Raw genomic sequence first — 22,522 nt, forward strand, 5'->3', positions numbered from 1 at the left:
ATTTTTAATTCATACGATAAGGAGATTCAAAATGGAGAATATTGATATTGGAAAGAAAGTTGAGAAATATAGAAAAATGAAGGATTTGACCAATAGAGAATTAGCAGCTTTAGCTGGCATTACCCCTTCCATGTTAAGCCAAATTGAACGCGGTCTAGCGAATCCATCCATTCAAACATTAAAAGTCTTAGCAAAAACTTTAGATGTTCCAACATTTAGCTTTTTTTTGGAAGAAACAAATACTGAGGCTTTAGTAGTGAGATCCAATAAACGCAAGAAAATGATTATAGATAACTTGTCCTATGAGTTATTATCACCCGATTTTACAGGTAATTTGGCATCAGCCATTATGACCGTTCCACCCAATACCTCTTCTTCAGAGAAACTTTTGGATCATAGAGGCGAGGAAATAGCAGTTATTATGGAAGGAAGCATAAAAATTTATTTGGGTGAGGAAGAATATCGTTTAGAAGTTGGTGATAGTGTGAAAATACCCGCAAATTTGAAGCATAAATGGGAAAATAATTCTAATACAGTGGCAGTTGTATTATTTTCTGTTACTCCTCCTATTTTTTAAAACATTAAAAGAGATATGTATGAATACTGACAAAATATATTTTTGTCTCAACTAAACAAATTTTAATATAGAAGGAGTTAGCATGGTAATTTCAATTAGAGAAATCACTAAAGAAATTATTTGGAGGTTTGTGAGTTAACAAGTAATAAAAATGGCAACTTACATTGTATGAAGAATTTATATGTAGTAATGCTGTATCTTTAGCGGAATCTGTGTATTCTTCAAATATGCATCCTATGTCCTTTTATAATGATGAGGTTTGAATAAGTTTCTTTATGTATGAATATAGCGAAAAAATTATATACATCTTATGGGTTTACGTTTACTGGGAAAGTAAACACTTTTACAGGGGACATGACAACTCATGAATATTATTATAGGCTAGATTTTAAAGTTTGGCTGTAAGTACATAAACGAGTCCGTAGACAAACTTAATATTTTAAGAGTTTGTCTACGGACTTTTATTTTTTTCTTCATGGATAGTAATGGCTAGCGCTCTTACAAAATTTTAGTTTCCTACAATTGCAATAGACTTGCCCATCTAAGAATCACGCACTCTTCATTAAGATCTTTGCACCTCTTCCTATGACTTACAGACTGTTAATCAACAAATACATAGTCACCATTACTTTCGAGAATATCCTTTAAGATTATTAATGCTTGCTCCAGCTGATACTCTGGAGCTGCTATAGCCATACGCACAGCATTCACTGGCTTTGCATTGCCGACCGCAAAGCGTTCCGCAGCATAGACCTGTACACCGGCTTTCGAGGCCAGCAATTCAAATTGTACGCCTGTGAATTTGTCTGGCAATAGGAGCCATCTGAAAATACATTCCTCATCACCAAGAATTTCATACTCTGCTAAGTAATGATTAACAAGTGCATTTTGCTGTTTTGCATATGCTCGATGTTTTTCCAATATCGTTTGCGCTACCCCTTCATGTATCAATCTTGCTGCAAGCTCTAGCATAATTGGAGAGACTGATATATTGATATTATAGAGAGTCTCCATTATTTTCTTTCGAAGTGCAGGAGGTGTGACGATAAAAGATAGTCGTAATCCTGGTGAGATCGTTTTCGACAGACTAGCAATATAGATCACTTTATCAGGTGCATAGGAAGCAATTGGAGCGTATGGTTTTTCCTTAAGGAAGCTATAAATTGCATCCTCAATAACAATCAAATTTTTCTGTCTAGCTACTTCTGCGATCATTTTTCTTGTTTCTACCGACATCGTATGTGTAGTTGGATTATGAAAATCAGGGATGACATAGATGCCTTTAATATGTTCATTTTTACAAGCATACAACAGTCCTTCTTTTGTCATTTCACCCTGGCATTGTTGAATAGCGACAAGCTGTATACCTAGCATATTTGCCGCAGTTTTCATCCCAGCGTAAGTAATGGGATCTGTCCCAATTCGATCCCCTGGCTGGAATAATGCCGCAAGTGTTCCGACAATGGCATTTTGTCCGCCCGCTCCAAGTAAAATGGGCTGACCTGTTTGAAAATTCACCAATTCGAAGAGCTTTAGCACGGCCTCATTTTGCCACGTATTACCCTCAGGTCGTCCATATTGAAATAGTTTATGAAAGCTAGGTTCGTTTACCATTTTTTTCATATAGCGAGTAATGTCCTCATTGACAAAGTTGTCTGGTAGTACGGAGCCCATTTCAATGATCGGTGTCGTACGGTTTGTTGGTAATAAAATTTTATTGCTAGCTGCATCCGTTGAAACAAATGTGCCACTACCAATAGAGGCATATATTAATCCCTTTTGTCCACAAAGCTTAAATGCACGTGTAATCGTGCTTAAATTCACATCTAAAAAATCAGCTAATTCGCGTTGTGGTGGCAATTTTGTTCCTGGCGTTAGCTTTCCTTCTTTAATGTCTTCCTCTAGCTGTTGTGCAATGGCTATATATAATGGAGCCGTGCTACTACTAATATCTGGCTTCCAACTCATAGGATACGCATCAAATGAATTAATAGGCATTCGCAAAGCGCCTTCTTTCTATTAATTTGCATACAATAGTTTAATTGTCTTGCATACAATGATAATATTGTATGCAACCGATGACAATGATATAATTTTTAAAAAATCAGAAAAAAAGGACCGATCATTATGCAATATTCTGAAAGAATCTTAAATACTCCATCCTCATTTATTCGAAATATTTTGAAAGTGACCGATGCAGAGGATGTCATTTCCTTTGCTGGTGGGCTTCCAAACCCAATTTCTTTCCCAATTGATGCGTTAAGAGCATCAGTAGATCAAGCTATTACAAAAAACGGTAGCCGCCTTTTTCAGTATTCTTCAACACAAGGTTACGCACCATTACGTGAGTACATTGCAGCGAAATATCAACGTTTACACGGACTTGATATCCATGCTGAAGACGTCTTTATTACAACAGGTTCACAGCAAGCACTTGAATTAATTGGTAAAGTGCTTATTAATAAAGGCGATGGCATCATTATCGAAGAGCCTGGTTATTTAGGAGCTATTCAAGCCTTTACATTAGCTGAACCAACCTTCCATGGGGTAACACTAGAAAACGATGGTCTTAATCTGGAAGAATTAGAGCAAGCTCTACAACAACCAAATATAAAATTTATTTACACAGTTCCAAACTTCCAAAATCCAACGGGTCTAACATACTCGAAAGAAAAGCGTGAGCAAATATACGAATTGGTTGCCAAATACGATGTTGCTTTAATTGAGGATGATCCTTATGGGGAGCTACGTTTCCAAGGCGAGCCTCTTCCTTATATCGGCGCTGGTAAATTAGAAAATAGTATTTTACTAGGTTCTTTCTCTAAAACGGTCACACCCGGCATGCGCCTTGGGTTTATCATTACTAAAAACAAAGAGCTTTTACAGCATATCGAAACAGCTAAGCAAGCATCTGATCTTCATACTAATATTTTCTCACAATATGTTATCTATGATTATTTAGCAAGTAATGATTATACGGAGCATGTTAATAAAATAATTAGCCTATATAAAAATCAATCAGAAGCGATGCTGGATGCGATGCAAGAGTTTTTCCCTGCACATGTCGAGTACACACGACCAGAGGGAGGCATGTTCATTTGGGCGACAATGAAAGATGGTACGCCAGCCCTTGATGTATTCCATAAAGCGATGGAACAAAAGGTTGCCTTCGTGCCTGGTGATCCATTCTATACATCCAAAACAAACGTGAATACAATGCGATTAAACTATACAAATGCAACACCTGAAGTAATCCGCGAGGGTATCAAACGTTTAGCAAGTATACTGTAAAAAATGAAACCGTATAAACGCTTTGAAGGCGTTTATACGGTTTATTAATGTGGATAGTATATGGTCATGCTGAGACGTGTTAAAGTCTCCCCGGGGTTGATATATGTGTGGGGGCGATCAGCTTTAAAACGGATTGCATCACCGCTTGCTAATCGATAGTCCTTATCTTGTATTCGAATAATTAATTCCCCATCAAAAACAGTTAGATATTCCTCCGTTTCTTCTCTATGCGCCTCAGCGTGTAATGTCCCATTTTCCTTTATCTCGATACTATAAATTTCAAAGCGGCTATCCTTTTGAAAAGGAAAATGAGGATAGACGATATATTTCCCGTTATCTTCCTCTAATGCATGAATGTCCTTGCCTAAGATGAGCTCTGTCTCTGCCTGCGGTTGATGAATAAGCTCTGTGAAAGAAACTTTTAACCCATTAGCTATTTTCCAAATAGTAGTTAATGTGGGGCTCGATTCCCCTCTTTCAATTTGTCCGATCATGGCTTTACTTACGCCACTTAATTGCGATACCTTCTCTAGGCTTAATTTCTCTCTCTCACGAATAGCCTTTAAATTTCGAGCAAAAATCAGTTGAATATCATCCATATTTAATCCCCTTATATACAATATAACGCACATAGTGTACAATAAAACAACCAACGTTATAATGTCTGTTTCGGACATTATAACATACAAATTGAAAGTGGTGATGATCCTTGCCTGTATTTTCCTTTTTAGTTTTTATCACGATTACAAGCTTCACTCCTGGCCCTAACAACTTTATGGCGATGGTATTTGCTAAACAGCTTGGCTTATCAAAAACTTTGCCCTTCTGTTTAGGTGTAGGGATTGGTTTTTTTATCATTATTGCTCTAAGCAGCTTTTTCAACATAGTCATGCTAAATATTTTACCGATCATTAAATTGCCCTTAACCATTTTTGGTGTCTGCTATATGCTATACTTAGCCTTTAAGATTGTAACAAGCAAAGAGCAGGAGGAAAGCAATGAGGTAGAAGAAAAACGGAACTTATTTTTTGTAGGAACTTTCTTACAATTTATCAATCCAAAAGGAATACTATTTGGGATTACCGTTGTTGCCACTTACATCCTTCCTTATAATTCTTCCTATATAAGCTATCTACTTTTCGCAATCTTTTTAGGCTTCGTTGGGATCATTAGTACATTTAGTTGGGCATTATGTGGGTCCGTTTTTCAAAAAGTATTGCAACAGCATCGACAATTATTTAATATCATCATGGCTTTATTACTTGTGTATAGCGCCTTTTCAATTGTTGTTCATTAAAAAAACAGCCCTCAACTGTCGAGGGCTGTAGTAAAAGAACTTTTATTTTGTATATGTTAAAACCGCATTTTTTTTGAATTTCGCCAAAGCTTCTGTTGCCTCATTTTTGTTTGCATACTCAAAAATTCGAACATCCTTTTTATCAAATACTGTAATAACCCACATGTAAAAAGCTCCCTTCTCTTATTTTTTGTACTATAACAATTACTAAAACTTGTGAGACTATTCGTCAACTGTTTTACAACAATTCCTTACTTGATTCTTATTTTACGCTGAATTTTTGAAAAAGAAAGCTTTATGTGAAGGTCTTCACAAACTGTTCAATTTCAAACCGCTTACATTGAACAATTTGTGAATTTCTTTATTTTTTAGGTATATAACCGGTTTGGAATGTTAGGATTATCCGTCACTTTTCGCTCTATATCCATTGCATTTCGGCTTTTATCCGTAGCTTCTTTCTATTTATCCATCCTCATTACAACTCTATCCATACTTAAGCAAAAAACCGTACGAATGTACGGTTTTCTGTAGTAGTAGATTTCATTTCTAAAACCCTAACAAAATGCTGCTTCTTGCTTTTGTGTTAATTCAATCTCAAAGCCTAAATCCTCCAACATACGATAATCACTATTTGCTTCCTGACCAGCAGTTGTTAAATAATCCCCAACGAATATACTATTCGCCGCATAGAGGCCCAGTGGCTGTAGAGAGCCGAGATTGATTTCACGTCCACCAGAAATTCGAATTTCCTTTGTTGGATTGATGTAACGGAATAATGCTAAAACCTTTAAACAATAGCGTGGATTTAAGTCCTTTGTCCCTTCCAGCTTTGTGCCATCAATCGCATTTAAAAAGTTAACAGGAATAGAATCTGCATCTAAATGATGGAGGGCACGCGCAATATTGACGACATCCTCCCTAGTTTCCTTCATCCCAATAATGGCGCCCGAACAAGGGGAGATACCATGTTTTTTAACGATCTCTACCGTATTGACACGATCCTCATACGTATGTGAAGTCGTAATGAAGGAATGGTGACGCTCAGAGGTGTTCAAATTATGGTTATAGCGATCCACCCCAGCCTCCTTTAATTGCTGTGCCTGTTCTTCTTTTAGCAAGCCAAGGCAGGCACAAACCTTCAAGCCATATTTTTCTTTAATTTCAGCAACTGCCTCACTTACGACATTGACATCCTTCCGTGTCGGTCCACGACCACTTGCTACAATGCAATACGTTCCAATCTTATTATCAAATGCTCGTTTCGCACCAGCTAAGATTTCCTCTTTCGTAATAAAAGGATATTTTTCAATAGGCGCTGTTGATTTAGAGGATTGAGAACAATAGCCACAATCCTCTGGGCAGTACCCGCTTTTAGCATTCATAATCATATTCAGTTTTACTTTTTTACCATAATAATGCCGACGAATAGCAAAGGCACCGTCCATCAGTTGTAATAGCTCATCATCCTTACTATTTAAAATAGCGAGTGCCTCCTCATTGCTAATGATTTTGCCACCAATTACTTCCTGTGCTACCTGTAAAAAATTCATATCATCGTCTCCCCTTCCCCTTGAGAAATACTTACTCTTCTAGCTGACTGAAATACTTTATACAATTTCTCTGCTAATAAGCCGGCTGTAATAGCTAAGCCAAAGTCAGCAATGATACTGCTTACAAAGCCAACAACAAAAACATGTGACCAGCTTGTTTTCATATCTAACCAGAAGTTTAAAGCTATATATAAATACGGAACAGCTACAGCATATACAATGAAAAGCCCCAAAATGGTGGCCCCAATAAAATGCTTTTTCGTTGGCTTCTCAATTCTCTCTACGATCATTCCAATTACATACGCGGCAAGAGCAAAGCCAATAAGATAGCCAAATGTGGGCTGTAATACATAAGTGATCCCTCCGCCCTGAGTAAAAACAGGTAGCCCTACTAATCCAACACCGATATAAACAAGCTGACTATAAAGCCCGTTGCGGCTACCTAGTAAACAACCTGCTAAAAAGACGAAAACAATTTGTAAAGTAAATGGGACAATCGGTAAAGGAATTTTAATAAAAGCCCCTATCGCCGTTAAGGCAGCGAACATAGCAATCATGACTAACGCTAATGTGGAATGACGTTTAATCAACTTCATTCCCCCTATCTTTGAAAAATTGTTCAATTGTTTCTTTCGTTGTATTAATCATAAAAGTCATTTCTTCATTTGAAATGATGTAAGGTGGCATAAAATATACAATATTGCCAAGAGGTCGTATGAGTAGTCCTTTTACTAACGCTTGTTGATAAATTTGGTAACCAATTCGTTCTTCACTAGCAAATGGCTCTTTCGTCTGACGGTCTACAACAAGTTCTATAGCCCCCACTAAACCAACTTGTCGGTATTCACCCACATATGGCATATCACCAAATGCTGCCATTGCTAGCTCTCGCATTTGTTGCCCCTTGCGTTGAATCATGTCCATTATTTGCTCTTCTTCAAATATTGTTAATACTTCCAACGCCACACGACATGCCAATGTATTGCCAGAATAGCTATGAGAATGTAAAAATGCTTTCATTGTCCCATATTCATCATAAAATGCGTTATAAACTTCATCACTTGTTAGGACAGCAGATAATGGTAAATAGCCGCCTGTTATGCCTTTGGATAAACACATAAAATCAGGTGAGATACTCGCCTGCTCGCAGGCAAACATTGTCCCTGTACGACTGAATCCAACAGCAATTTCATCAGCAATTAAATGAACATCATATTGTGAGCATAATGCTCGTAGCCTTTTTAAATAAATAGGTGGATACATTTTCATTCCTGCTGCTGCCTGAATAAGTGGTTCTATAATAACAGCCGTGATTTCCTCATGATGCATCTTGAGCTGTTCTTCTACAAACTGACTACATGATGCGTCACAGCTTTCTGGTAATTTCTGAAACGGGCAACGGAAACAATCCGGCCCCTGGGCACGTACAGTATCCAATAAAAGTGGCTCAAATACTTTATTGTAAAGTCCTACCCCTCCTACAGATAATGCACCAACGGTTTCACCATGATACGCATCTGTAAACGCTAGAAACCTAGTTTTTGTTTGTTTTCCAGTTTGCATATGGTATTGAAAGCTCATCTTCAATGCCACTTCAACGGCAGAAGAGCCGTTATCCGCAAGAAATACTTTATGTAAACCAGGTGGTGCTAAAGCGACTAATTTTTCAGCTAATCGAATAGCCGGTTCATGTGTAAAATTAGCAAAAATCGTATGCTCCAATGTAAAGGCTTGAAGACTTAAGGCTCGACTAATACGCGGATTGGCATGTCCAAATAAATTTACCCACCATGAGGAAACAGCGTCCAAATAGCGTTTATCATGCTCATCATAAAGCCACACACCTTGTCCTTTTTTTATGACGATTGGTGGAAATGCTTCATAATCTTTCATTTGCGAGCACGGATGCCAAATATGCTGTAAATCTCTAGCTTGTAATTCAGTTATTTCTCGTACCATTGCCATAAAGCCTTTCAAATAAAGTAGTGTGTGTAATGTTAATATTCACTAGCTGTGAAATGTCCTGAAGACGTGGAATAACCGCATAGGGCAAAGGGTGATACTGTAAAATCGTATTTATATTGTCCTGTTCCATCATACTGCCCGTGTCACCATTAAAAACAATGCCAAGAACGTCAATCTGGCGTGATTGCAATGCCTCCATCGTTAACAAGGTGTGATTGATTGTCCCAAGTGATGTCCTTGTAACGAGCACTACTGGCAATTTGCTGCTAACAATGACATCAAGCAGTGTTTTGCTTTGTTGAACATCTAAAGGCACAAATAATCCCCCTGCTCCCTCGGCAATAACGACATCGTAGGATTCTTGTAAGAATTGCATACGCTGTAAAAGATTTTCTACATCAATTTGCTGTCCCTCCAGTTGAGCAGCAAAATGAGGAGATGCGGCCTCCTTAAACGAATAGCCATTCATATGCTCTTTATTTAATGCTTGCAAGGAATACTTTTCATACATAGCTGTATCTGCATAATAGCTATGCAAATTGTCGTATACCTCTCCTGTTTGCACAGGCTTGAAAGGAGTAATGTTCAGCCCCAGCCTTTGCAATTGACACATCAACAGCGTGGTGACAATCGTTTTACCAACATCTGTATCAGTACCGACAACCCAAAAATGTTGCATTGTTAACCTCCCCCTCTTTTTAAGTTAACCTAATACAATTTAAAAGTTAACACATTTAATTTCTTTTTGTAAATGCCTATTCTTTAATTTCTCAGAAACTTGCACAAAAATAGCAAAATCTTGTCATAGCTTCTTGAAAATTTAGACCTTTCAAGGAATGCACTAACTGAATACGCTTTTTCATAAAATAAAGTAGGAGATACTTCTTAAATGAAAGGAGTTTTATCGAGTTGTGTAGTATTACACTATATGGGGGTGGTTGTATGTTTGGGATTTTTAAAGACGCAGAGAAAAGCATTGATACATATGAGCAAGTGCATACAATTTTAAAATCATTGCTTACCTATGAACTAAAAGAATTACCGACTCGCTATGAATTTTGGTATCGTGTAGCTATTCGTCAGGAGGAGTGTCGTAGTCTTCAAGCGGAACATCGTGCAAAAATTTCGATGACCTCTGCAGTAGGACGGTTTCATCAAAAACAATATGAAGCGATGACAAAAAAACTAGCCAAACTGGAGCGCCTAGCTGACATCTATAAATTATTTTGTCTGGAGGAAGAACGAGCGAATCTAAATCATCGACTATCCTTCCATCAAGAAGATATTGCCGCTCTATACGATCATATTCAGCATAAAGAGCTTTATACGTATTGTGACTCGGTTCAACTGCAATTTTGGGAAGCCATCCGTGATGACATTTTACAGGCAATCGCAGACCTCGATTAAATAAAAAAAGCCAACGTTTTTAATCAAAACGTTGGCTATATATATTTAGGCAAAATGCTTTGACATTCTTAGTTGAAGCAATTGTTTAAATTCTTGTGACTGGTCAACTTTAATCGCTACTTGATGATAGCTTTTTTTAATGCCTAACATAAAGGTCACTTCCACTGGCTCTTTCATTTTTAAAATAACGTGCGGATAAGCTTCACCAAAATCACGTGCCACGAAATCTATCGTATCCTTTGATAATTTTCCTTCTAATAGTACCTTATCCTCTATGATCTCTTCAATTTTATTAAAGTCTATTTCTGTACGCTTCATTAAACCTAGCGAAATATATATTGTTTCGTCTGTTACGTATACAGGATTTAATCGAATCGCCTGCATATCTGCGATAAAAAAGATCACTGAATACACATTAAAAATGAGCAAAACAATGGAAAGGATCATGGACTTCTCATGTAGCCACCAATGAATGCCAATTGTTTCAATCACAATACCGTGGATAATCATCAGCTGAAAAGCGATATAGCTAGAATTTTTATGCAAAGTGAAACCGAGTCGTTCTTGTCGCTTCCAGCTAGCAAACCCATAATAAAGGACAAGTAAATCCGAACAAATCATTTGAATGACAGGATGCTGTGGTATTTGTTTTTCCACAGCTTTTGAAAATGAAAATAAATCGGGTAATGAACTGGCACGTACTTCGGCAAGCACTCTTGGTAGATAACCTACAAGTGTAGCAATGAGTAAAATTTCTAACACGATCATAATGCCTTCAATGGCAAAGCCTGCCCACGTGACTGCCACAAAGGGCTGAAGATGCTCTAGCGGAATGATAAAACGTGCGGCAATACAGCCAACTGCGGCTAATAATATGGCTCGCTTTAATGAAAACTTCCCTTTATAAAGCATCCATAATACAGGTATGATGACTACTAGATCAATAAGGGAACCTAAGACAATTCCATTTGTTTCGATTGGCAAGATGGACGAACCAAGCCCCGTATTATAAAGCGTATAATTGCTGACTAACACGATGAATAAAAAGGCTAGCCATATATTTTGCTTTTTCCTTAAAACCATCATTCTAACGCCCCCTACATGCTATTCATTTCAATTTATTGCAAATGATGAATCATGTATATATTACAGGCATAAATGATTATACTTTTTCCAATTATGTTCAAGATTTTTTCACATTTTAATATTTTGCAGAAATTTCTTGCGATAAACATGTGGTGAATAGCCAGTATATTCTTTAAACTTCTCAATATAATAGCTGACAGTACTAAAGCCTGTATTGGCAGCAATGATCGTGACGGTTTGCTCGTCATCCCTCAATAATTCAATACTTTTGCGAAGTCGATATTGTAATAAATAAGTAAATGGTGTTAGTCCAATTATTTTCTTAAAATAACGGCTGCACTCTGTCCTACTTAAATACACGTGCTTTGCTAAATCTTCTAAAGTTATTTTTTGCTGAAAGTGCGTATGTAAAAAATTCAGCATCATTTTAGCCCGTTCTTGTTGCACAATGATAGAGGGGTCCATGATTTCTTCAGTCAGCAAGGATTGGGTTAACATCAATTCCCAAATGTATAGTAGCTCTCTCCATACTTTTAGTTGAAAAAAGGCATCTTGCTCTCGCAATATATCAGCCATACATGCCACCTTTTGTGATAACTCCTTTGTAAGCTTGACGTATGGCAGTCGATGATTCGTTAAATAAGGTTGAACATAATTAGTTATAAAAATACTGCCCTCATGTCCACCGATGATTATAGGATCTACGTTTATACAGTAAACAATAGCCTGCTCCATTTGAAAGGGCTTCGCCTCATGTAATTGTGAGGCGTTGATGAATAGCCCCTCCCCCTCCTCCAAAACTAAAACATTCGTTCCTATCCGATACTTAGCACGTCCACTTTTGAGATAAACAAATTGTATTTCTTTATGCCAATGGAGCGGTAAAAAATCCATACTATCCATGCTCATTGTTGTTTCATACAAGGCAACTGGAAATTCTTTAGATCCATGCAATGTTAGCTCTTGTAAATCTTTCGCAATTTTTATATGTGTTAAAGGCATCCTCATCACCTCAATATATTGATATTTTTAACGTGTTAACACGATATTTATTGTTTTTTAGATATTTTATAATCACTTTATATTGATAGTTTAGGAGATGTTCATCCATGAATCAAATCATCCCAAAAAATCGTACCCTCGGATTTTTACTAGTTATCCTCGGGGCAAGTTTTTGGGGAATCGGTGGAACCGTAGCCCAAAGACTATTTCAGCAGGAGCAAATAGCTGTAGAATGGCTAGTTTCTAGTCGTCTACTTTTGTCTGGTCTATTACTTATAGGGATATATAAAATAACCCATCGACATGGATCAATATTTGTAATGTGGCGGACAAAACAAAACGCAATGAGACAGCTACTATTTAGTTTACTAGGCATGCTTGCTGTCCAATATACGTATATGATGTCTATTTCCATTGGAAATTCAGCGGTAGCCACGCTTCTACAATATTTAGCACCGTTGTTTATTATGGCGTATTACCTCTTATCTAAACAAAGCCCGCTGACAAAACAGGATAGTATTGCTGTTACACTTACACTTGTGGGAACTTTTTTATTATTAACAAATGGGTCCTTTTCAACACTGTCAGTTCCTTTTATGGCGGTCTTCTGGGGAGTAGTATCAGGACTTTCAGTTGCCTTTTATACACTATACGCCGTTCCCCTTCTACAGCAATTTCATTCCTTACTTGTTGTTGGTTGGTCCATGATCATTGGAGGAATCGTTATGAGTTTTTTCCATCAACCATGGGCTATTGATGTATCAGACTGGACTGTTTCTACGATTTCCTATTTTCTTTTTATTATTATATTCGGCACAATGCTAGCTTTTTGGTTTTATATTGCTAGCTTGCATTATTTATCCCCGAAGGAATCAAGCTTACTAGGAAGCTTAGAACCATTAATGGCCGTCATCACAAGTGTATGGTGGTTAAAAATAAGCTTTGGAGGTTATCAGTTTATTGGCACTTTGCTAATTCTTCTAATGATTCTATATCTCACAGTGTTTCAAAAGAAACAGGATTAAACACCTAAATGTCTGATTTTTCTGATTTTTCATAGTCAATACCTCCTATATCGAATATTGAAATATATGAATTTATACATAAAATTTACATATTTCATATATCTTTTCTCCTTGTTTGTCTACTATACTGAAAATAATGACAACCAAAAAGGGAGGTATTATTGATGAATAAAAAAGTAATTTTTTTCGAGGTTGAGGGTGGCACAGACAAAGGACCTGATGGCTATCGTCCAGATACAATGCCAATGGTGGAAGCTTTAAAGCAACGTGGGCAAGATGCAGAGGTGCTATTTTTTGAAATTGCAAAAAAACAGCAAATTTTTGACTATGTGAAAGAACATGGTGCTGCCTATGTATCACGTATAAACCCTGGCAACTTACAGCATGAAGAACAATATTTTGCGATGCTTCGAGAACTTTGCCAAGTCGGCGTAATTGGTATGCCACATCCCGATGCAATGATTAGCTATGGCTCTAAAGATGTATTATCCAAGCTTACTGCTACAAATTTAGTACCTAATGATACGTTCGCCTATTATACGATTGAAGCATTTAAAGCACAATTTCCTACTTCACTAGCATTAACAGAACGTGTTCTGAAGCAAAATCGTGGTTCTACGGGTGAAGGTATTTGGCGTGTAAAATTAGTAGAACCTCTAGCCGAAGGAATGACTGTAGTTCCACTAGATGCACAAATTAAATGTACGGAAGCGAAAGATAATCATGTGGAATATTGGTCGCTTGGAGAATTTATGACATTTTGTGAGCCATATATTACTGGACTGAATGGTATGTTGATCGATATGCGATTTCTTCCACGTATTACAGAAGGTGAAGTTCGCTTATTGATGTTGCGCAATCACCCCGTTCACGTAGTACATAAAAAACCTGCCAATACCGAGGATGCCTTTAGCGCAACATTATTCTCAGGTGCGCAATATCGCTATGATCAACCAGAGGATTGGCAAGAGCTTGTCGATAACTTTTTATCACAACTCCCTCAAGTAACGAACTTATTAGGTGGTTATGACTTACCCTTAATTTGGACAGCTGATTTTATGTTAGATACAGATGAAGCTGGAGAAGATTGCTATATATTAGGTGAAATGAATTGTTCTTGTGTGGGCTTTACTTCAGAGCTTTCCTTAGCACATCAAGTAGCAGAAGAAATTTTGGCTTGTCTCCAAGAGCAGACAACAGTCGTTTCACCATCATAAAAAAAGTGCGATCTGAGAGATCGCACTTTTCATATATAAATTTTAATTGCTTGTATAAATTCATATATAAAATATCCAGCAAAGCCAATTAACAAGAATCCTGCCACAATCGTAAATGTTTTAATCATTTTACGATTCATAGCTTTACGCGTAACTGAGACAATGGTTAGTAAACCAAGATCATGGAGTAAAATTCCACTAAGGACGCCAGCAGCAATGATTAAAAAGCTTGTTTGCTCCCCTTGTCCGTAAGATTTAGCTAGAACCACACCGAATACATTGACCCAAAAAACAAGGTTACCAGGGGAGATCGCTACCAATAATCCATTAAAATAAGAGGCAAAAAAGGACTTGGTTACTTTTTCTCCTGCCAATGTAATATCATGATCGGCATTCTTAATAGAGTCATACCCTAACAAGAATAAAAAGCCCGCTCCAATGATCCACATCGGAAGCTGTACCATAGGCATTGCCAAAATGGAGGCTAATCCCATATATAAGGCAAAAACTAATACGATGTCAATGGTCATGCCACCAAGCCCTACAGCCCAGCCGTGCAGAAAACCATTTTTGAGTCCTTGCTTCGTCATTTCCACTGTAATAGCACCTACAGGCATGGCAATGGCAAGTCCCACTAATACATACGCTACATATAAACTCAAAAAAACACTTCTTTCATGTCATCGATAAGCTTCATACGTCCGTTTATAGTTTCATAATAGCATAAATATACTTAAAAGGAAATAATTATTAATAGTTTAAACGTCTCTTTTCTAGATTTATAGCATTTGCTTTTTCCATTGACTTAACACATCATTTGATTTCACGAGATCCATTTTCAAGGTAATTTGCTTGGTAGAACAGCGTTTTTTAGCTCTTTCCCAAGCCTCTTCTAAAGCAGGTAAATAGCTTAAATTTTTCGTAGCAGCTACTAGCTGTAAAAAAATATTACCTTGAATATAGTGCCAGCGAGGATTCATACCATCTAGCTGTATGGCTTCCTCAATGAGTCTAAGTGCTAAATAAGGGCTCCCCTCATGACGATTTAAAAATTGAGCAAAGGCACCCCAATAGAGACCTTTGTTAGGCTGTAATTTGATAGCCTCCGCAAATTGTACCATTGCTTTGTCATGTTCTTTAGTAAGGACGTAGTATTCAGCCATCGTATAATACGCGTTTGCCTGTGCTTCAATGGGCCCGGCTAATAATTCGTCTATTACCTTCCCAAACTGTTCCTCATCTTGAGTTCCGATATAGGCTGTAAGAACATCTCGCTCTGGGTACGAACCATCTGTACGTTCTGCACTTTGCATTACTTTTTCATCAGTCGTTTCGGGCATATTGGCATATCCATTTGCCTCAAGTAATGCAACATGTTGCTGAATAAGCTGATGGGTCTCACCTTTTAAATTTATCTGGTTGGCAAGTATCTCCTTTGCTAGCTGATAACTCTCTTTTACTTGACCACTTATAAATAAGTCATTCATTTGCTGTACTTGCTCATCCATTTGTTTTACCACCATTAAATCCTCACCTTCACCAAAAGAAAAATCTTATTGATAGTGTACCATCTTAGACACGCAAGCAAAAGCTAACTTATTCTAATTTTTCTACAATTCTTTTAATTTAAATGCTTTTACGTGTTGCTCTAGTGTATGTGCCATATGGGTCGTTTCATTCGAACCTTGCGCAACCTCATCAATACTTGCTGTTGTTTGCTGGGCTGCTAAAGTAATTCTATTCATGGCTCCTTCGATGTCTCTAATGGATTCAGTTAATTGTTGTATCATCTGGACAATTCGAGCTGACTTTTCATTTTCAGCAGTCACTGCATGAGAAATACTTATAATTTCCTCAACGGTCTTCGCTACAGCGTTTGAAATATTTCCTAACGATTGTGCTGTTAAACCGACAGTCTCTGTTCCTTTTTCAATATATTGCGTATTATCATTCGTTGACGACATTACTTGCTGAACATGTTTCATCATATCCTGAATAAGCTGTTCAACTTGTAATACTTCTGCATTGGACTGCTCTGCTAGCTTTCGCACTTCCTCAGCAACAATCGCAAAGCCTTTTCCTTGCTCTCCTGCTCTAGCCGCTTCGATAGAAGCATTCAGTGCTAATAAATTTGTTTGTGATGCAATACCAGCAATGGATGTTGTAATTGCCTGTATTTTAGCAGCAGACGTAACTAAGTTTTCAACAGTATGCTTCACTTCATCTGATCCGCTTTGAATTGATGCCATATCATTGTTTATGTCTTTGGCTAGCCTTTCTCCCTCTGTTGCTAGTTTCATTGTTTCTCGTGCATTATTAGCACTATCCGTAGCATTGTACTGGATTACCTGCAAGTCATCTGCTAAGGAGGTAAGCACTTCGGTAGCATTTTCAGCATGATGCATGCCTGCCGTCACAGTGCTTGTTACCTCTTCGATATTATGAGCGACCTCTTGAATGGTATTTGTCATATCGTTTAAGGTGCAAGCGGTTTCATCAGCATTATTAGCAAGTGTATTAGAAGTAGAACGCATGGTCATGATCATACTTTGCAGGCTAGCGGTCATACGATTTAATGTCTTCGCTAAATCCTCCACCTCATCCTTGCTATTTATTTTTGTTTCAGCTACTGCTAAATTGCCATTCGCAATTTCTTTGGCCTGTTGAATGAGAACACTAATTGGCTTCACTTTTCGTCGGATTAAAAAGCCTGTAATAATTGAAGCAATCAGCATAGGGAAAATACTAATTAATATCCCACTTCGCACAACATCCCATGTACGCTCCTTGACAATATTGGCGTCAAAATCGATCACACTGATGGCAATGATTTCTTTACTTGAATCGTGATCTTTGAAAATGGGCGCATAACCCGATAAGCGATCCATGTCAGCATACGTATAGGGCTGAGAGTAAGTTGGATGCTTATCTTGTAACAACCTATCAATCGCCTCTTGATCCAAATAGAAAGAATCCCCAGGGGCAAATCCTTTCTCGGCTAAATGGTCGTCCAGCGCTAACAATGTACCATCAAGGGACAGAATATATTGAGTTTGAAAAATATCTTTGTGTCCGGTTGTCCAGTTTAAGTCATTCCCAATCCGTTCCTGAGCTGCCTGGTCACCACGCATGGCCTTGTCCATCAGTTCAGGAGCAATTAAACCAGTCGTAATATTGGCACATCCATATGCCTCCACACCAGCAGCATCATAAAGTTTATTGTAAGCAGTTATGTATGTAGCGAACGATGTAATCCCTAGCATGACCACTAAAATACCAGCGATAATCGTTCCAAGTTGAAAAGTTAATGAATTTCGTAATTTCACGATTCATCTTCTCCCCTTTCTTGTAATAATCTATGAATTTTCCCTTTATTTTCTCATCATACTATAAAAAGATGTATTAAAAAAGCATCTTTAATTTTTCCTATAAAATAAAAGTATTGGATAAAAGTTCTGAATTATGCGATAATTGAAACGGACTAACTTTATTTTGAGGCATTTATCATTCATCTACAAAGGGGGGGCTTACAATGAATAAACGTTTTCATTTTGTATCGCTTATTACTGGAAATTTGCTAACAATAGGAGCCATATTCATTTATGCCGTGCAAAGCCAAGTACATGTAGCCCTCAGTACGTATGCACTAGTGATGGGATTTTTAAGTACATTACTTGTGATTTTCTTCTATGTATGGGGAGATGAAAAGCAACAAATATCCAGTCGTTTTTTAAAATAAAAAGAGTGAAATGATGTTCTGATGTTTCAAGCAATGATGTCCCTTGCTACCTTTGTAGAAAAGGGATTTTTTCATGTATTCCATGCTTTTTTCTTCTGATTACGTCTAATTGATGTAGAAAAATTAAATTTTTTGTAGAAAATTTTAAAACAATGATTGAGTACTATATCAAATTTCTGTATAATCAGCTTGTTTGACAATACTTTTATGAACTTGGGGGTAGACAATTGGGTAAAGCATTGATTATCGGAGCTGGCGGAGTTGCCAGTGTTGTGGTACACAAGTGTGTTCAAAATTCGGACGTATTTGAGGAAATTTGTATCGCAAGTAGAACTGTTTCAAAATGTGACGCTCTAAAAGAAAAACTAGACGGCGGAAAAACAAAAATTCATACTGCACAGGTAGACGCAGATAATACAGAAGAGGTTATTGAGCTTATTAAAGCTTTCGGACCAGATGTAGTGATTAACGTTGCCCTACCTTATCAGGACTTAACGATTATGGATGCTTGCTTAGCGACAGGTGTGCACTATGTGGATACTGCAAACTACGAGCCACCTGAAACGGCAAAATTTGAATATAAATGGCAATGGGCTTATAAAGAAAAGTTTGAAAAAGCTGGCTTAACTGCATTACTTGGTAGCGGTTTTGACCCAGGTGTAACAGGCGTTTTCACTGCTCATGCGCAAAAACACGAATTTGATGAAATCCACTATATCGATATCGTGGATGCAAACGCAGGAGATCATGGTTATCATTTCGCAACAAACTTCAACCCAGAAATTAACATTCGTGAAATAACAGCGAATGGTCGTTACTGGAAAGAAGGCGAGTGGGTTGAAACGGCACCACTTGAGAAAAAAGAAGTGTATAACTTACCAGAAATTGGACCAAAAGATATTTACCTTCTATACCATGAAGAGCTTGAATCACTAGCGAAAAATATTAAAGGATTAAAACAAATCCGCTTCTGGATGACGTTCTCTGAAAAATACTTAACACACTTAAAAGTATTAGAAAACGTTGGTATGACATCAATCGAGCCGATCGAATTTGAAGGTAAAATGATTCAACCAATCCACTTCCTGACAGCGGTATTACCAGATCCAGCTTCTCTAGGACCACGTACGAAAGGTAAAACAAATATCGGTTGTATCATTCGCGGTCTAAAAGATGGCAAAGAAAAAACGTATTATGTGTACAACGTATGTGACCACGAAGAATGCTATAACGAAGTGGGCTCACAAGCAATTTCTTACACAACTGGCGTACCTGCTATGATTGGTGCAATGCTTGTGATGAACGGCGAATGGCGTAAACCAGGTGTTTGGAATGTAGAAGATTTCAATCCAGATCCATTCATGGATGCATTAAATAAATGGGGTCTACCATGGCAAGAAAGCCATAACCCAGAGTTACTGGACCTTGATTTAGATACAAAGGAATTAAGCCGATGAAACCAATTGATTTTTCAAAAGTTCCATCCCCTTCTTATGTAGTGGATGAGCGATTATTAACAAAAAATCTTGAGCTTTTAAAATCAATTCAAGATCGTACAGGCTGCCGCATTTTACTAGCCCTTAAAGGGTTCTCTATGCATTCAACTTTCCCGCTAGTAGGGGAATATTTAGCAGGTATTACAGCCAGCTCCCTGCATGAGGCACGTCTTGGCTACGAAAAAATGGGCAAAGAAGTTCACGTTTATGCACCTGCTTATATTGAGCATGAAATGGACGAGCTTCTAGGCTATGTGGATCACGTCGTATTTAACTCATTTAACCAATGGGCTCAATTCAAGGATAAAGTAAAATCTACTGGTAAAACAATTGAATGCGGTATTCGTGTGAATCCTGAGTACTCTGAAATTGAAACAGCTCTTTACGATCCTTGCTATACGAATTCCCGTCTTGGAACGACTTTGGCTAACTTCGATAAATCCCAACTTGACGGCATTGATGGCTTACACTTCCATGCAATGTGTGAACAAAACTCGGATACGCTAGAGCGTATTATTGAAGTAGTGGAAGAAAAATTTGGTGATGTATTACATCAAATGAAATGGTTGAATTTCGGTGGTGGTCACCATATCACGCGTGAAGATTATGATGTAGAGAAGCTTGTGAACATCATTAATTATGTGCAAGAAAAATATAACCTGCTTGTGTATTTAGAGCCAGGTGAAGCAGTAGCCCTTAATACTGGTTATTTAGTTGCTACTGTACTTGATATTCAAGAAAATGGGATGGATCTTGCTATTTTAGATACGTCGGCAACATGTCATATGCCTGATGTACTTGAAATGCCCTACCGTCCAATGATTATTGGTTCAGGTCAAGCTAATGAATTTGCCCACACATATCGCTTAGGTGGACTAACATGTCTTGCTGGTGATGTTATTGGCGATTATTCATTTGAACAGCCATTAAAACCAGGAGATCGTCTTGTATTCACGGATATGGCCCATTATTCAATGGTAAAAAACCATATGTTTAACGGTGTTAACCTCCCTTCTATCGTTTCTTACAATGATGAAGAAGGTATTAAAATTATTCGTGAATTTAAGTTTGAAGACTACAGTGGTCGTCTTTCTTAAGAATACGAAAAAGCCCTTCCGTTTTTTGCAGGAAGGGCTTCTTTTTATAGCTGTATAGTCTTTTAACGATATTGGGATCGGTTCACATGTTGCCTTGTCCCCCATTACATTCTATTTGAACATAAGAAAAACGTAGAAGCCTAAGCCTCTACGTTTTCTTTTTCATTCTCAAGCATTTTGTGTAAATAATTGATAATTTCACGAATACCCTCTAATGAATTGACGAGTATTTTTGGGTCAACATACGTAATCATCCGGTTTTCAAGATTAGCTACAGCTGTAAAGTAGCGAGTTTTACTATAATTCACAAGTCCTAGCTGTTGAAGTATAGACTCATCTAAATCAAGAATTTCACGAGCTTCCGTAACAAGTAACCCATAGTTAACAACATCTGTATTCAATACAATCACCCGAGCAGTTGCTGTATTCGAAGAGCGATTATATAATATTCGTTCAAAATCTAGGACAGGCACAAGCTCCCCACGAATTCTTGTAAAACCTAAAAGATAGTTAGGTAAATGAGGAATTGGTGTTACCTGCTCTAATTTTTCAATTGAAATCGCTTGCTCTACAGGCACTGCATATTCCTCTGTACCACAAGCAAAAACTACTGCTTTTACACTTTCCATATGGTCACACCCTTCAAATTCGACTATTATTTTTTCGCAGATTCTTTGACGATCTCAACTAGTAAATCTGCTAATTTTTCTAATTCTTCAACGGGTATTTTTTCATTTGTCGTATGAATATCCTCATACCCAACTGATAAATTAACTGTTGGAATACCAAAGCCTGCAATCACATTTGCATCGGACCCACCACCTGAAATACCTAATGTAGGGGTACGATCAATTTGGTGTGCCGCTGCCATTGCCACTTGAACGACTTTGTCTGATTCGGTTACACGGAAACCTGGATACATAAGCTTCACTTCAACTTCAGCTCGTGCTCCTAATGAAGCAGCTACTTGTTCAAATGTCTCTTGCATATGCTTTGTTTGAGCATCTAATTTTGTTTTATCAATCGAACGCGCTTCAGCTAGAATAGTAACTTCGTCGCAAACAATATTTGTCGCCTGTCCACCCTCAAAGCGACCAATATTGGCTGTTGTTTCTTCATCTAATCGACCTAGCTTCATCTGTGCAATACATTTTGATGCAACTGTAATAGCTGAAATTCCTTTTTCAGGCGCAACACCAGCATGCGCAGTTTTGCCGATTATCTTCGCGAAAATTTTCGCTTGGAACGGTGCTGCTGTCACAATACCTCCAACTTTGCCATCACTATCCACAGCAAAGCCATATTTTGCTTTAATGATAGATGGGTCTAATTCTTTGGCACCAACAAGACCGCTTTCTTCACCAGCAGTAAGTATAAACTCAATATCTCCGTGAGCGATATTTTGCTCTTTTAAGCGTTTTACCATTTCTAGTAGTGCTGCTAGTCCTGCCTTATCGTCCGCACCTAAAATCGTTGTGCCATCCGATACAATATAACCATCTTCACGTAATGATGGCTTTATGCCCTTACCAGGAACAACTGTGTCCATATGAGAAGTAAAATAGATCGGTTCTACATCTAATGTGCCTTTTAATGTGGCAATTATATTGCCTGCACCATGTCCGTTACGTGTATGGGCGTCATCTTGGACTACTGTAAATCCAAGTGCTGATAACTTATCGACTAAAATTGGTGCGATTTCTTGTTCATATTTTGTTTCTGAATCAATTTGAACGAGCTCAAAAAACTCTTCCACTAAACGACTTGTCATGT

At 37.7% G+C, this 22,522-nt stretch carries 23 protein-coding genes; 9 read left to right on the forward strand and 14 right to left on the reverse strand.

The window, feature by feature from the left end; translation table 11 throughout:
* The first annotated feature begins 31 nt into the window (after nt 1-31).
* Nucleotides 32-577, forward strand: a complete 546-nt coding sequence (locus MKY88_RS14865; protein WP_328200391.1) for a helix-turn-helix domain-containing protein — start codon at nt 32-34, stop codon at nt 575-577.
* Between the two features lie 600 nt (nt 578-1,177).
* Here MKY88_RS14865 and MKY88_RS14870 read toward each other — a convergent pair.
* A complete protein-coding gene (locus tag MKY88_RS14870; protein WP_340814039.1) occupies nt 1,178-2,575 on the reverse strand; it encodes an aminotransferase-like domain-containing protein in 1,398 nt (465 codons plus the stop codon).
* Between the two features lie 129 nt (nt 2,576-2,704).
* Between MKY88_RS14870 and MKY88_RS14875 the strand changes: the two genes are divergently transcribed.
* Nucleotides 2,705-3,868, forward strand: coding sequence for an aminotransferase-like domain-containing protein (locus MKY88_RS14875; protein WP_328200386.1), 1,164 nt, complete (start codon nt 2,705-2,707; stop codon nt 3,866-3,868).
* A gap of 44 nt (nt 3,869-3,912) precedes the next feature.
* Here the strand turns inward: MKY88_RS14875 and MKY88_RS14880 are convergent, their stop codons facing one another.
* Nucleotides 3,913-4,467, reverse strand: coding sequence for a helix-turn-helix domain-containing protein (locus tag MKY88_RS14880; RefSeq protein WP_069481891.1), 555 nt, complete (start codon nt 4,465-4,467; stop codon nt 3,913-3,915).
* A 110-nt stretch (nt 4,468-4,577) separates the two neighbouring features.
* Here MKY88_RS14880 and MKY88_RS14885 point away from each other — a divergent pair, with 110 nt between their 5' ends.
* On the forward strand, nt 4,578-5,165 hold the full coding sequence (locus MKY88_RS14885) for a LysE family transporter (RefSeq protein WP_328200383.1): 588 nt from the start codon (nt 4,578-4,580) through the stop codon (nt 5,163-5,165).
* A 42-nt stretch (nt 5,166-5,207) separates the two neighbouring features.
* On the opposite strand, the gene MKY88_RS14890 is transcribed toward MKY88_RS14885, so the two are convergent.
* From MKY88_RS14890 to bioD, 5 genes are all read right to left on the reverse strand, one after another.
* On the reverse strand, nt 5,208-5,330 hold the full coding sequence (locus MKY88_RS14890; protein WP_008178200.1) for a hypothetical protein: 123 nt from the start codon (nt 5,328-5,330) through the stop codon (nt 5,208-5,210).
* Nucleotides 5,331-5,719: 389 nt separating this feature from the next.
* On the reverse strand, nt 5,720-6,715 hold the full coding sequence (bioB, locus tag MKY88_RS14895; RefSeq protein WP_193832505.1) for a biotin synthase BioB: 996 nt from the start codon (nt 6,713-6,715) through the stop codon (nt 5,720-5,722).
* Nucleotides 6,712-7,305, reverse strand: coding sequence for a biotin transporter BioY (locus MKY88_RS14900; protein WP_258269013.1), 594 nt, complete (start codon nt 7,303-7,305; stop codon nt 6,712-6,714). The genes bioB and MKY88_RS14900 overlap by 4 nt, the downstream gene beginning before the upstream one ends.
* Entirely contained in the window at nt 7,298-8,674 is a 1,377-nt protein-coding gene (gene bioA, locus MKY88_RS14905) for an adenosylmethionine--8-amino-7-oxononanoate transaminase (RefSeq protein WP_340814836.1), read from the reverse strand. The genes MKY88_RS14900 and bioA overlap by 8 nt, the downstream gene beginning before the upstream one ends.
* Nucleotides 8,655-9,359, reverse strand: coding sequence for a dethiobiotin synthase (bioD, locus tag MKY88_RS14910; protein WP_258269011.1), 705 nt, complete (start codon nt 9,357-9,359; stop codon nt 8,655-8,657). The genes bioA and bioD overlap by 20 nt, the downstream gene beginning before the upstream one ends.
* A gap of 263 nt (nt 9,360-9,622) precedes the next feature.
* Here bioD and MKY88_RS14915 point away from each other — a divergent pair, with 263 nt between their 5' ends.
* A complete protein-coding gene (locus MKY88_RS14915) occupies nt 9,623-10,087 on the forward strand; it encodes a hypothetical protein (protein ID WP_025116115.1) in 465 nt (154 codons plus the stop codon).
* A gap of 45 nt (nt 10,088-10,132) precedes the next feature.
* Here MKY88_RS14915 and MKY88_RS14920 read toward each other — a convergent pair whose 3' ends face one another.
* Nucleotides 10,133-11,173 (reverse strand): beta-carotene 15,15'-monooxygenase, encoded by a 1,041-nt coding sequence (locus MKY88_RS14920; RefSeq protein WP_328200375.1) that lies wholly within the window; start codon nt 11,171-11,173, stop codon nt 10,133-10,135.
* Between the two features lie 108 nt (nt 11,174-11,281).
* Nucleotides 11,282-12,175 (reverse strand): AraC family transcriptional regulator, encoded by an 894-nt coding sequence (locus MKY88_RS14925; protein ID WP_193832511.1) that lies wholly within the window; start codon nt 12,173-12,175, stop codon nt 11,282-11,284.
* 107 nt (nt 12,176-12,282) lie between these two features.
* Between MKY88_RS14925 and MKY88_RS14930 the strand changes: the two genes are divergently transcribed.
* Nucleotides 12,283-13,200, forward strand: coding sequence for a DMT family transporter (locus MKY88_RS14930; RefSeq protein ID WP_328200372.1), 918 nt, complete (start codon nt 12,283-12,285; stop codon nt 13,198-13,200).
* 164 nt (nt 13,201-13,364) lie between these two features.
* Entirely contained in the window at nt 13,365-14,417 is a 1,053-nt protein-coding gene (locus MKY88_RS14935; protein ID WP_193832513.1) for a Cj0069 family protein, read from the forward strand.
* A gap of 29 nt (nt 14,418-14,446) precedes the next feature.
* Here MKY88_RS14935 and MKY88_RS14940 read toward each other — a convergent pair whose 3' ends face one another.
* The 3 genes from MKY88_RS14940 to MKY88_RS14950 form a co-directional block, all read right to left on the reverse strand.
* A complete protein-coding gene (locus tag MKY88_RS14940) occupies nt 14,447-15,079 on the reverse strand; it encodes a LysE family translocator (protein WP_025116110.1) in 633 nt (210 codons plus the stop codon).
* A 117-nt stretch (nt 15,080-15,196) separates the two neighbouring features.
* Complete coding sequence (locus MKY88_RS14945; protein WP_328200368.1) at nt 15,197-15,940, reverse strand: tetratricopeptide repeat protein; 744 nt, start codon at nt 15,938-15,940, stop codon at nt 15,197-15,199.
* Between the two features lie 87 nt (nt 15,941-16,027).
* Complete coding sequence (locus MKY88_RS14950; protein WP_193832515.1) at nt 16,028-17,743, reverse strand: methyl-accepting chemotaxis protein; 1,716 nt, start codon at nt 17,741-17,743, stop codon at nt 16,028-16,030.
* Nucleotides 17,744-17,949: 206 nt separating this feature from the next.
* Here MKY88_RS14950 and MKY88_RS14955 point away from each other — a divergent pair, with 206 nt between their 5' ends.
* The 3 genes from MKY88_RS14955 to nspC all read left to right on the forward strand — a co-directional run bounded on the left by MKY88_RS14955 (nt 17,950) and on the right by nspC (nt 20,749).
* Nucleotides 17,950-18,156, forward strand: a complete 207-nt coding sequence (locus MKY88_RS14955; RefSeq protein ID WP_036126902.1) for a hypothetical protein — start codon at nt 17,950-17,952, stop codon at nt 18,154-18,156.
* Between the two features lie 227 nt (nt 18,157-18,383).
* Nucleotides 18,384-19,613 carry a saccharopine dehydrogenase family protein gene (locus MKY88_RS14960; RefSeq protein ID WP_036126904.1) on the forward strand — a complete coding sequence of 410 codons (1,230 nt, stop codon included), beginning with the start codon at nt 18,384-18,386 and terminating at the stop codon, nt 19,611-19,613.
* Nucleotides 19,610-20,749, forward strand: a complete 1,140-nt coding sequence (nspC, locus tag MKY88_RS14965) for a carboxynorspermidine decarboxylase (protein ID WP_025116106.1) — start codon at nt 19,610-19,612, stop codon at nt 20,747-20,749. The genes MKY88_RS14960 and nspC overlap by 4 nt, the downstream gene beginning before the upstream one ends.
* 140 nt (nt 20,750-20,889) lie before the next feature.
* Here the strand turns inward: nspC and MKY88_RS14970 are convergent, their stop codons facing one another.
* Together MKY88_RS14970 and MKY88_RS14975 are read right to left on the reverse strand one after the other, a co-directional pair.
* Entirely contained in the window at nt 20,890-21,378 is a 489-nt protein-coding gene (locus MKY88_RS14970) for a chemotaxis protein CheW (RefSeq protein ID WP_008181662.1), read from the reverse strand.
* Nucleotides 21,379-21,404: 26 nt separating this feature from the next.
* A complete protein-coding gene (locus tag MKY88_RS14975) occupies nt 21,405-22,520 on the reverse strand; it encodes a M20/M25/M40 family metallo-hydrolase (protein ID WP_328200366.1) in 1,116 nt (371 codons plus the stop codon).
* Nucleotides 22,521-22,522 lie beyond the last annotated feature (2 nt).

This window comes from Lysinibacillus sp. FSL R7-0073, assembly GCF_038009065.1.
Taxonomy (GTDB): domain Bacteria; phylum Bacillota; class Bacilli; order Bacillales_A; family Planococcaceae; genus Lysinibacillus; species Lysinibacillus fusiformis.

Bases quoted from the DNA above. Each gene is read 5' to 3' on its own strand.
- MKY88_RS14890 (WP_008178200.1), bottom strand. From the start codon at position 5,330: ATGTGGGTTATTACAGTATTTGATAAAAAGGATGTTCGAATTTTTGAG.
- MKY88_RS14925 (WP_193832511.1), bottom strand. From the start codon at position 12,175: ATGCCTTTAACACATATAAAAATTGCGAAAGATTTACAAGAGCTAACA.
- MKY88_RS14865 (WP_328200391.1), top strand. From the start codon at position 32: ATGGAGAATATTGATATTGGAAAGAAAGTTGAGAAATATAGAAAAATG.
- MKY88_RS14975 (WP_328200366.1), bottom strand. From the start codon at position 22,520: ATGACAAGTCGTTTAGTGGAAGAGTTTTTTGAGCTCGTTCAAATTGAT.
- MKY88_RS14915 (WP_025116115.1), top strand. From the start codon at position 9,623: ATGTTTGGGATTTTTAAAGACGCAGAGAAAAGCATTGATACATATGAG.
- bioA (WP_340814836.1), bottom strand. From the start codon at position 8,674: ATGGTACGAGAAATAACTGAATTACAAGCTAGAGATTTACAGCATATT.
- MKY88_RS14875 (WP_328200386.1), top strand. From the start codon at position 2,705: ATGCAATATTCTGAAAGAATCTTAAATACTCCATCCTCATTTATTCGA.
- MKY88_RS14955 (WP_036126902.1), top strand. From the start codon at position 17,950: ATGAATAAACGTTTTCATTTTGTATCGCTTATTACTGGAAATTTGCTA.
- MKY88_RS14970 (WP_008181662.1), bottom strand. From the start codon at position 21,378: ATGGAAAGTGTAAAAGCAGTAGTTTTTGCTTGTGGTACAGAGGAATAT.
- MKY88_RS14870 (WP_340814039.1), bottom strand. From the start codon at position 2,575: ATGCCTATTAATTCATTTGATGCGTATCCTATGAGTTGGAAGCCAGAT.
- bioD (WP_258269011.1), bottom strand. From the start codon at position 9,359: ATGCAACATTTTTGGGTTGTCGGTACTGATACAGATGTTGGTAAAACG.
- MKY88_RS14935 (WP_193832513.1), top strand. From the start codon at position 13,365: ATGAATAAAAAAGTAATTTTTTTCGAGGTTGAGGGTGGCACAGACAAA.
- MKY88_RS14930 (WP_328200372.1), top strand. From the start codon at position 12,283: ATGAATCAAATCATCCCAAAAAATCGTACCCTCGGATTTTTACTAGTT.
- MKY88_RS14920 (WP_328200375.1), bottom strand. From the start codon at position 11,173: ATGATGGTTTTAAGGAAAAAGCAAAATATATGGCTAGCCTTTTTATTC.
- MKY88_RS14945 (WP_328200368.1), bottom strand. From the start codon at position 15,940: ATGGTGGTAAAACAAATGGATGAGCAAGTACAGCAAATGAATGACTTA.
- MKY88_RS14880 (WP_069481891.1), bottom strand. From the start codon at position 4,467: ATGGATGATATTCAACTGATTTTTGCTCGAAATTTAAAGGCTATTCGT.
- bioB (WP_193832505.1), bottom strand. From the start codon at position 6,715: ATGAATTTTTTACAGGTAGCACAGGAAGTAATTGGTGGCAAAATCATT.
- nspC (WP_025116106.1), top strand. From the start codon at position 19,610: ATGAAACCAATTGATTTTTCAAAAGTTCCATCCCCTTCTTATGTAGTG.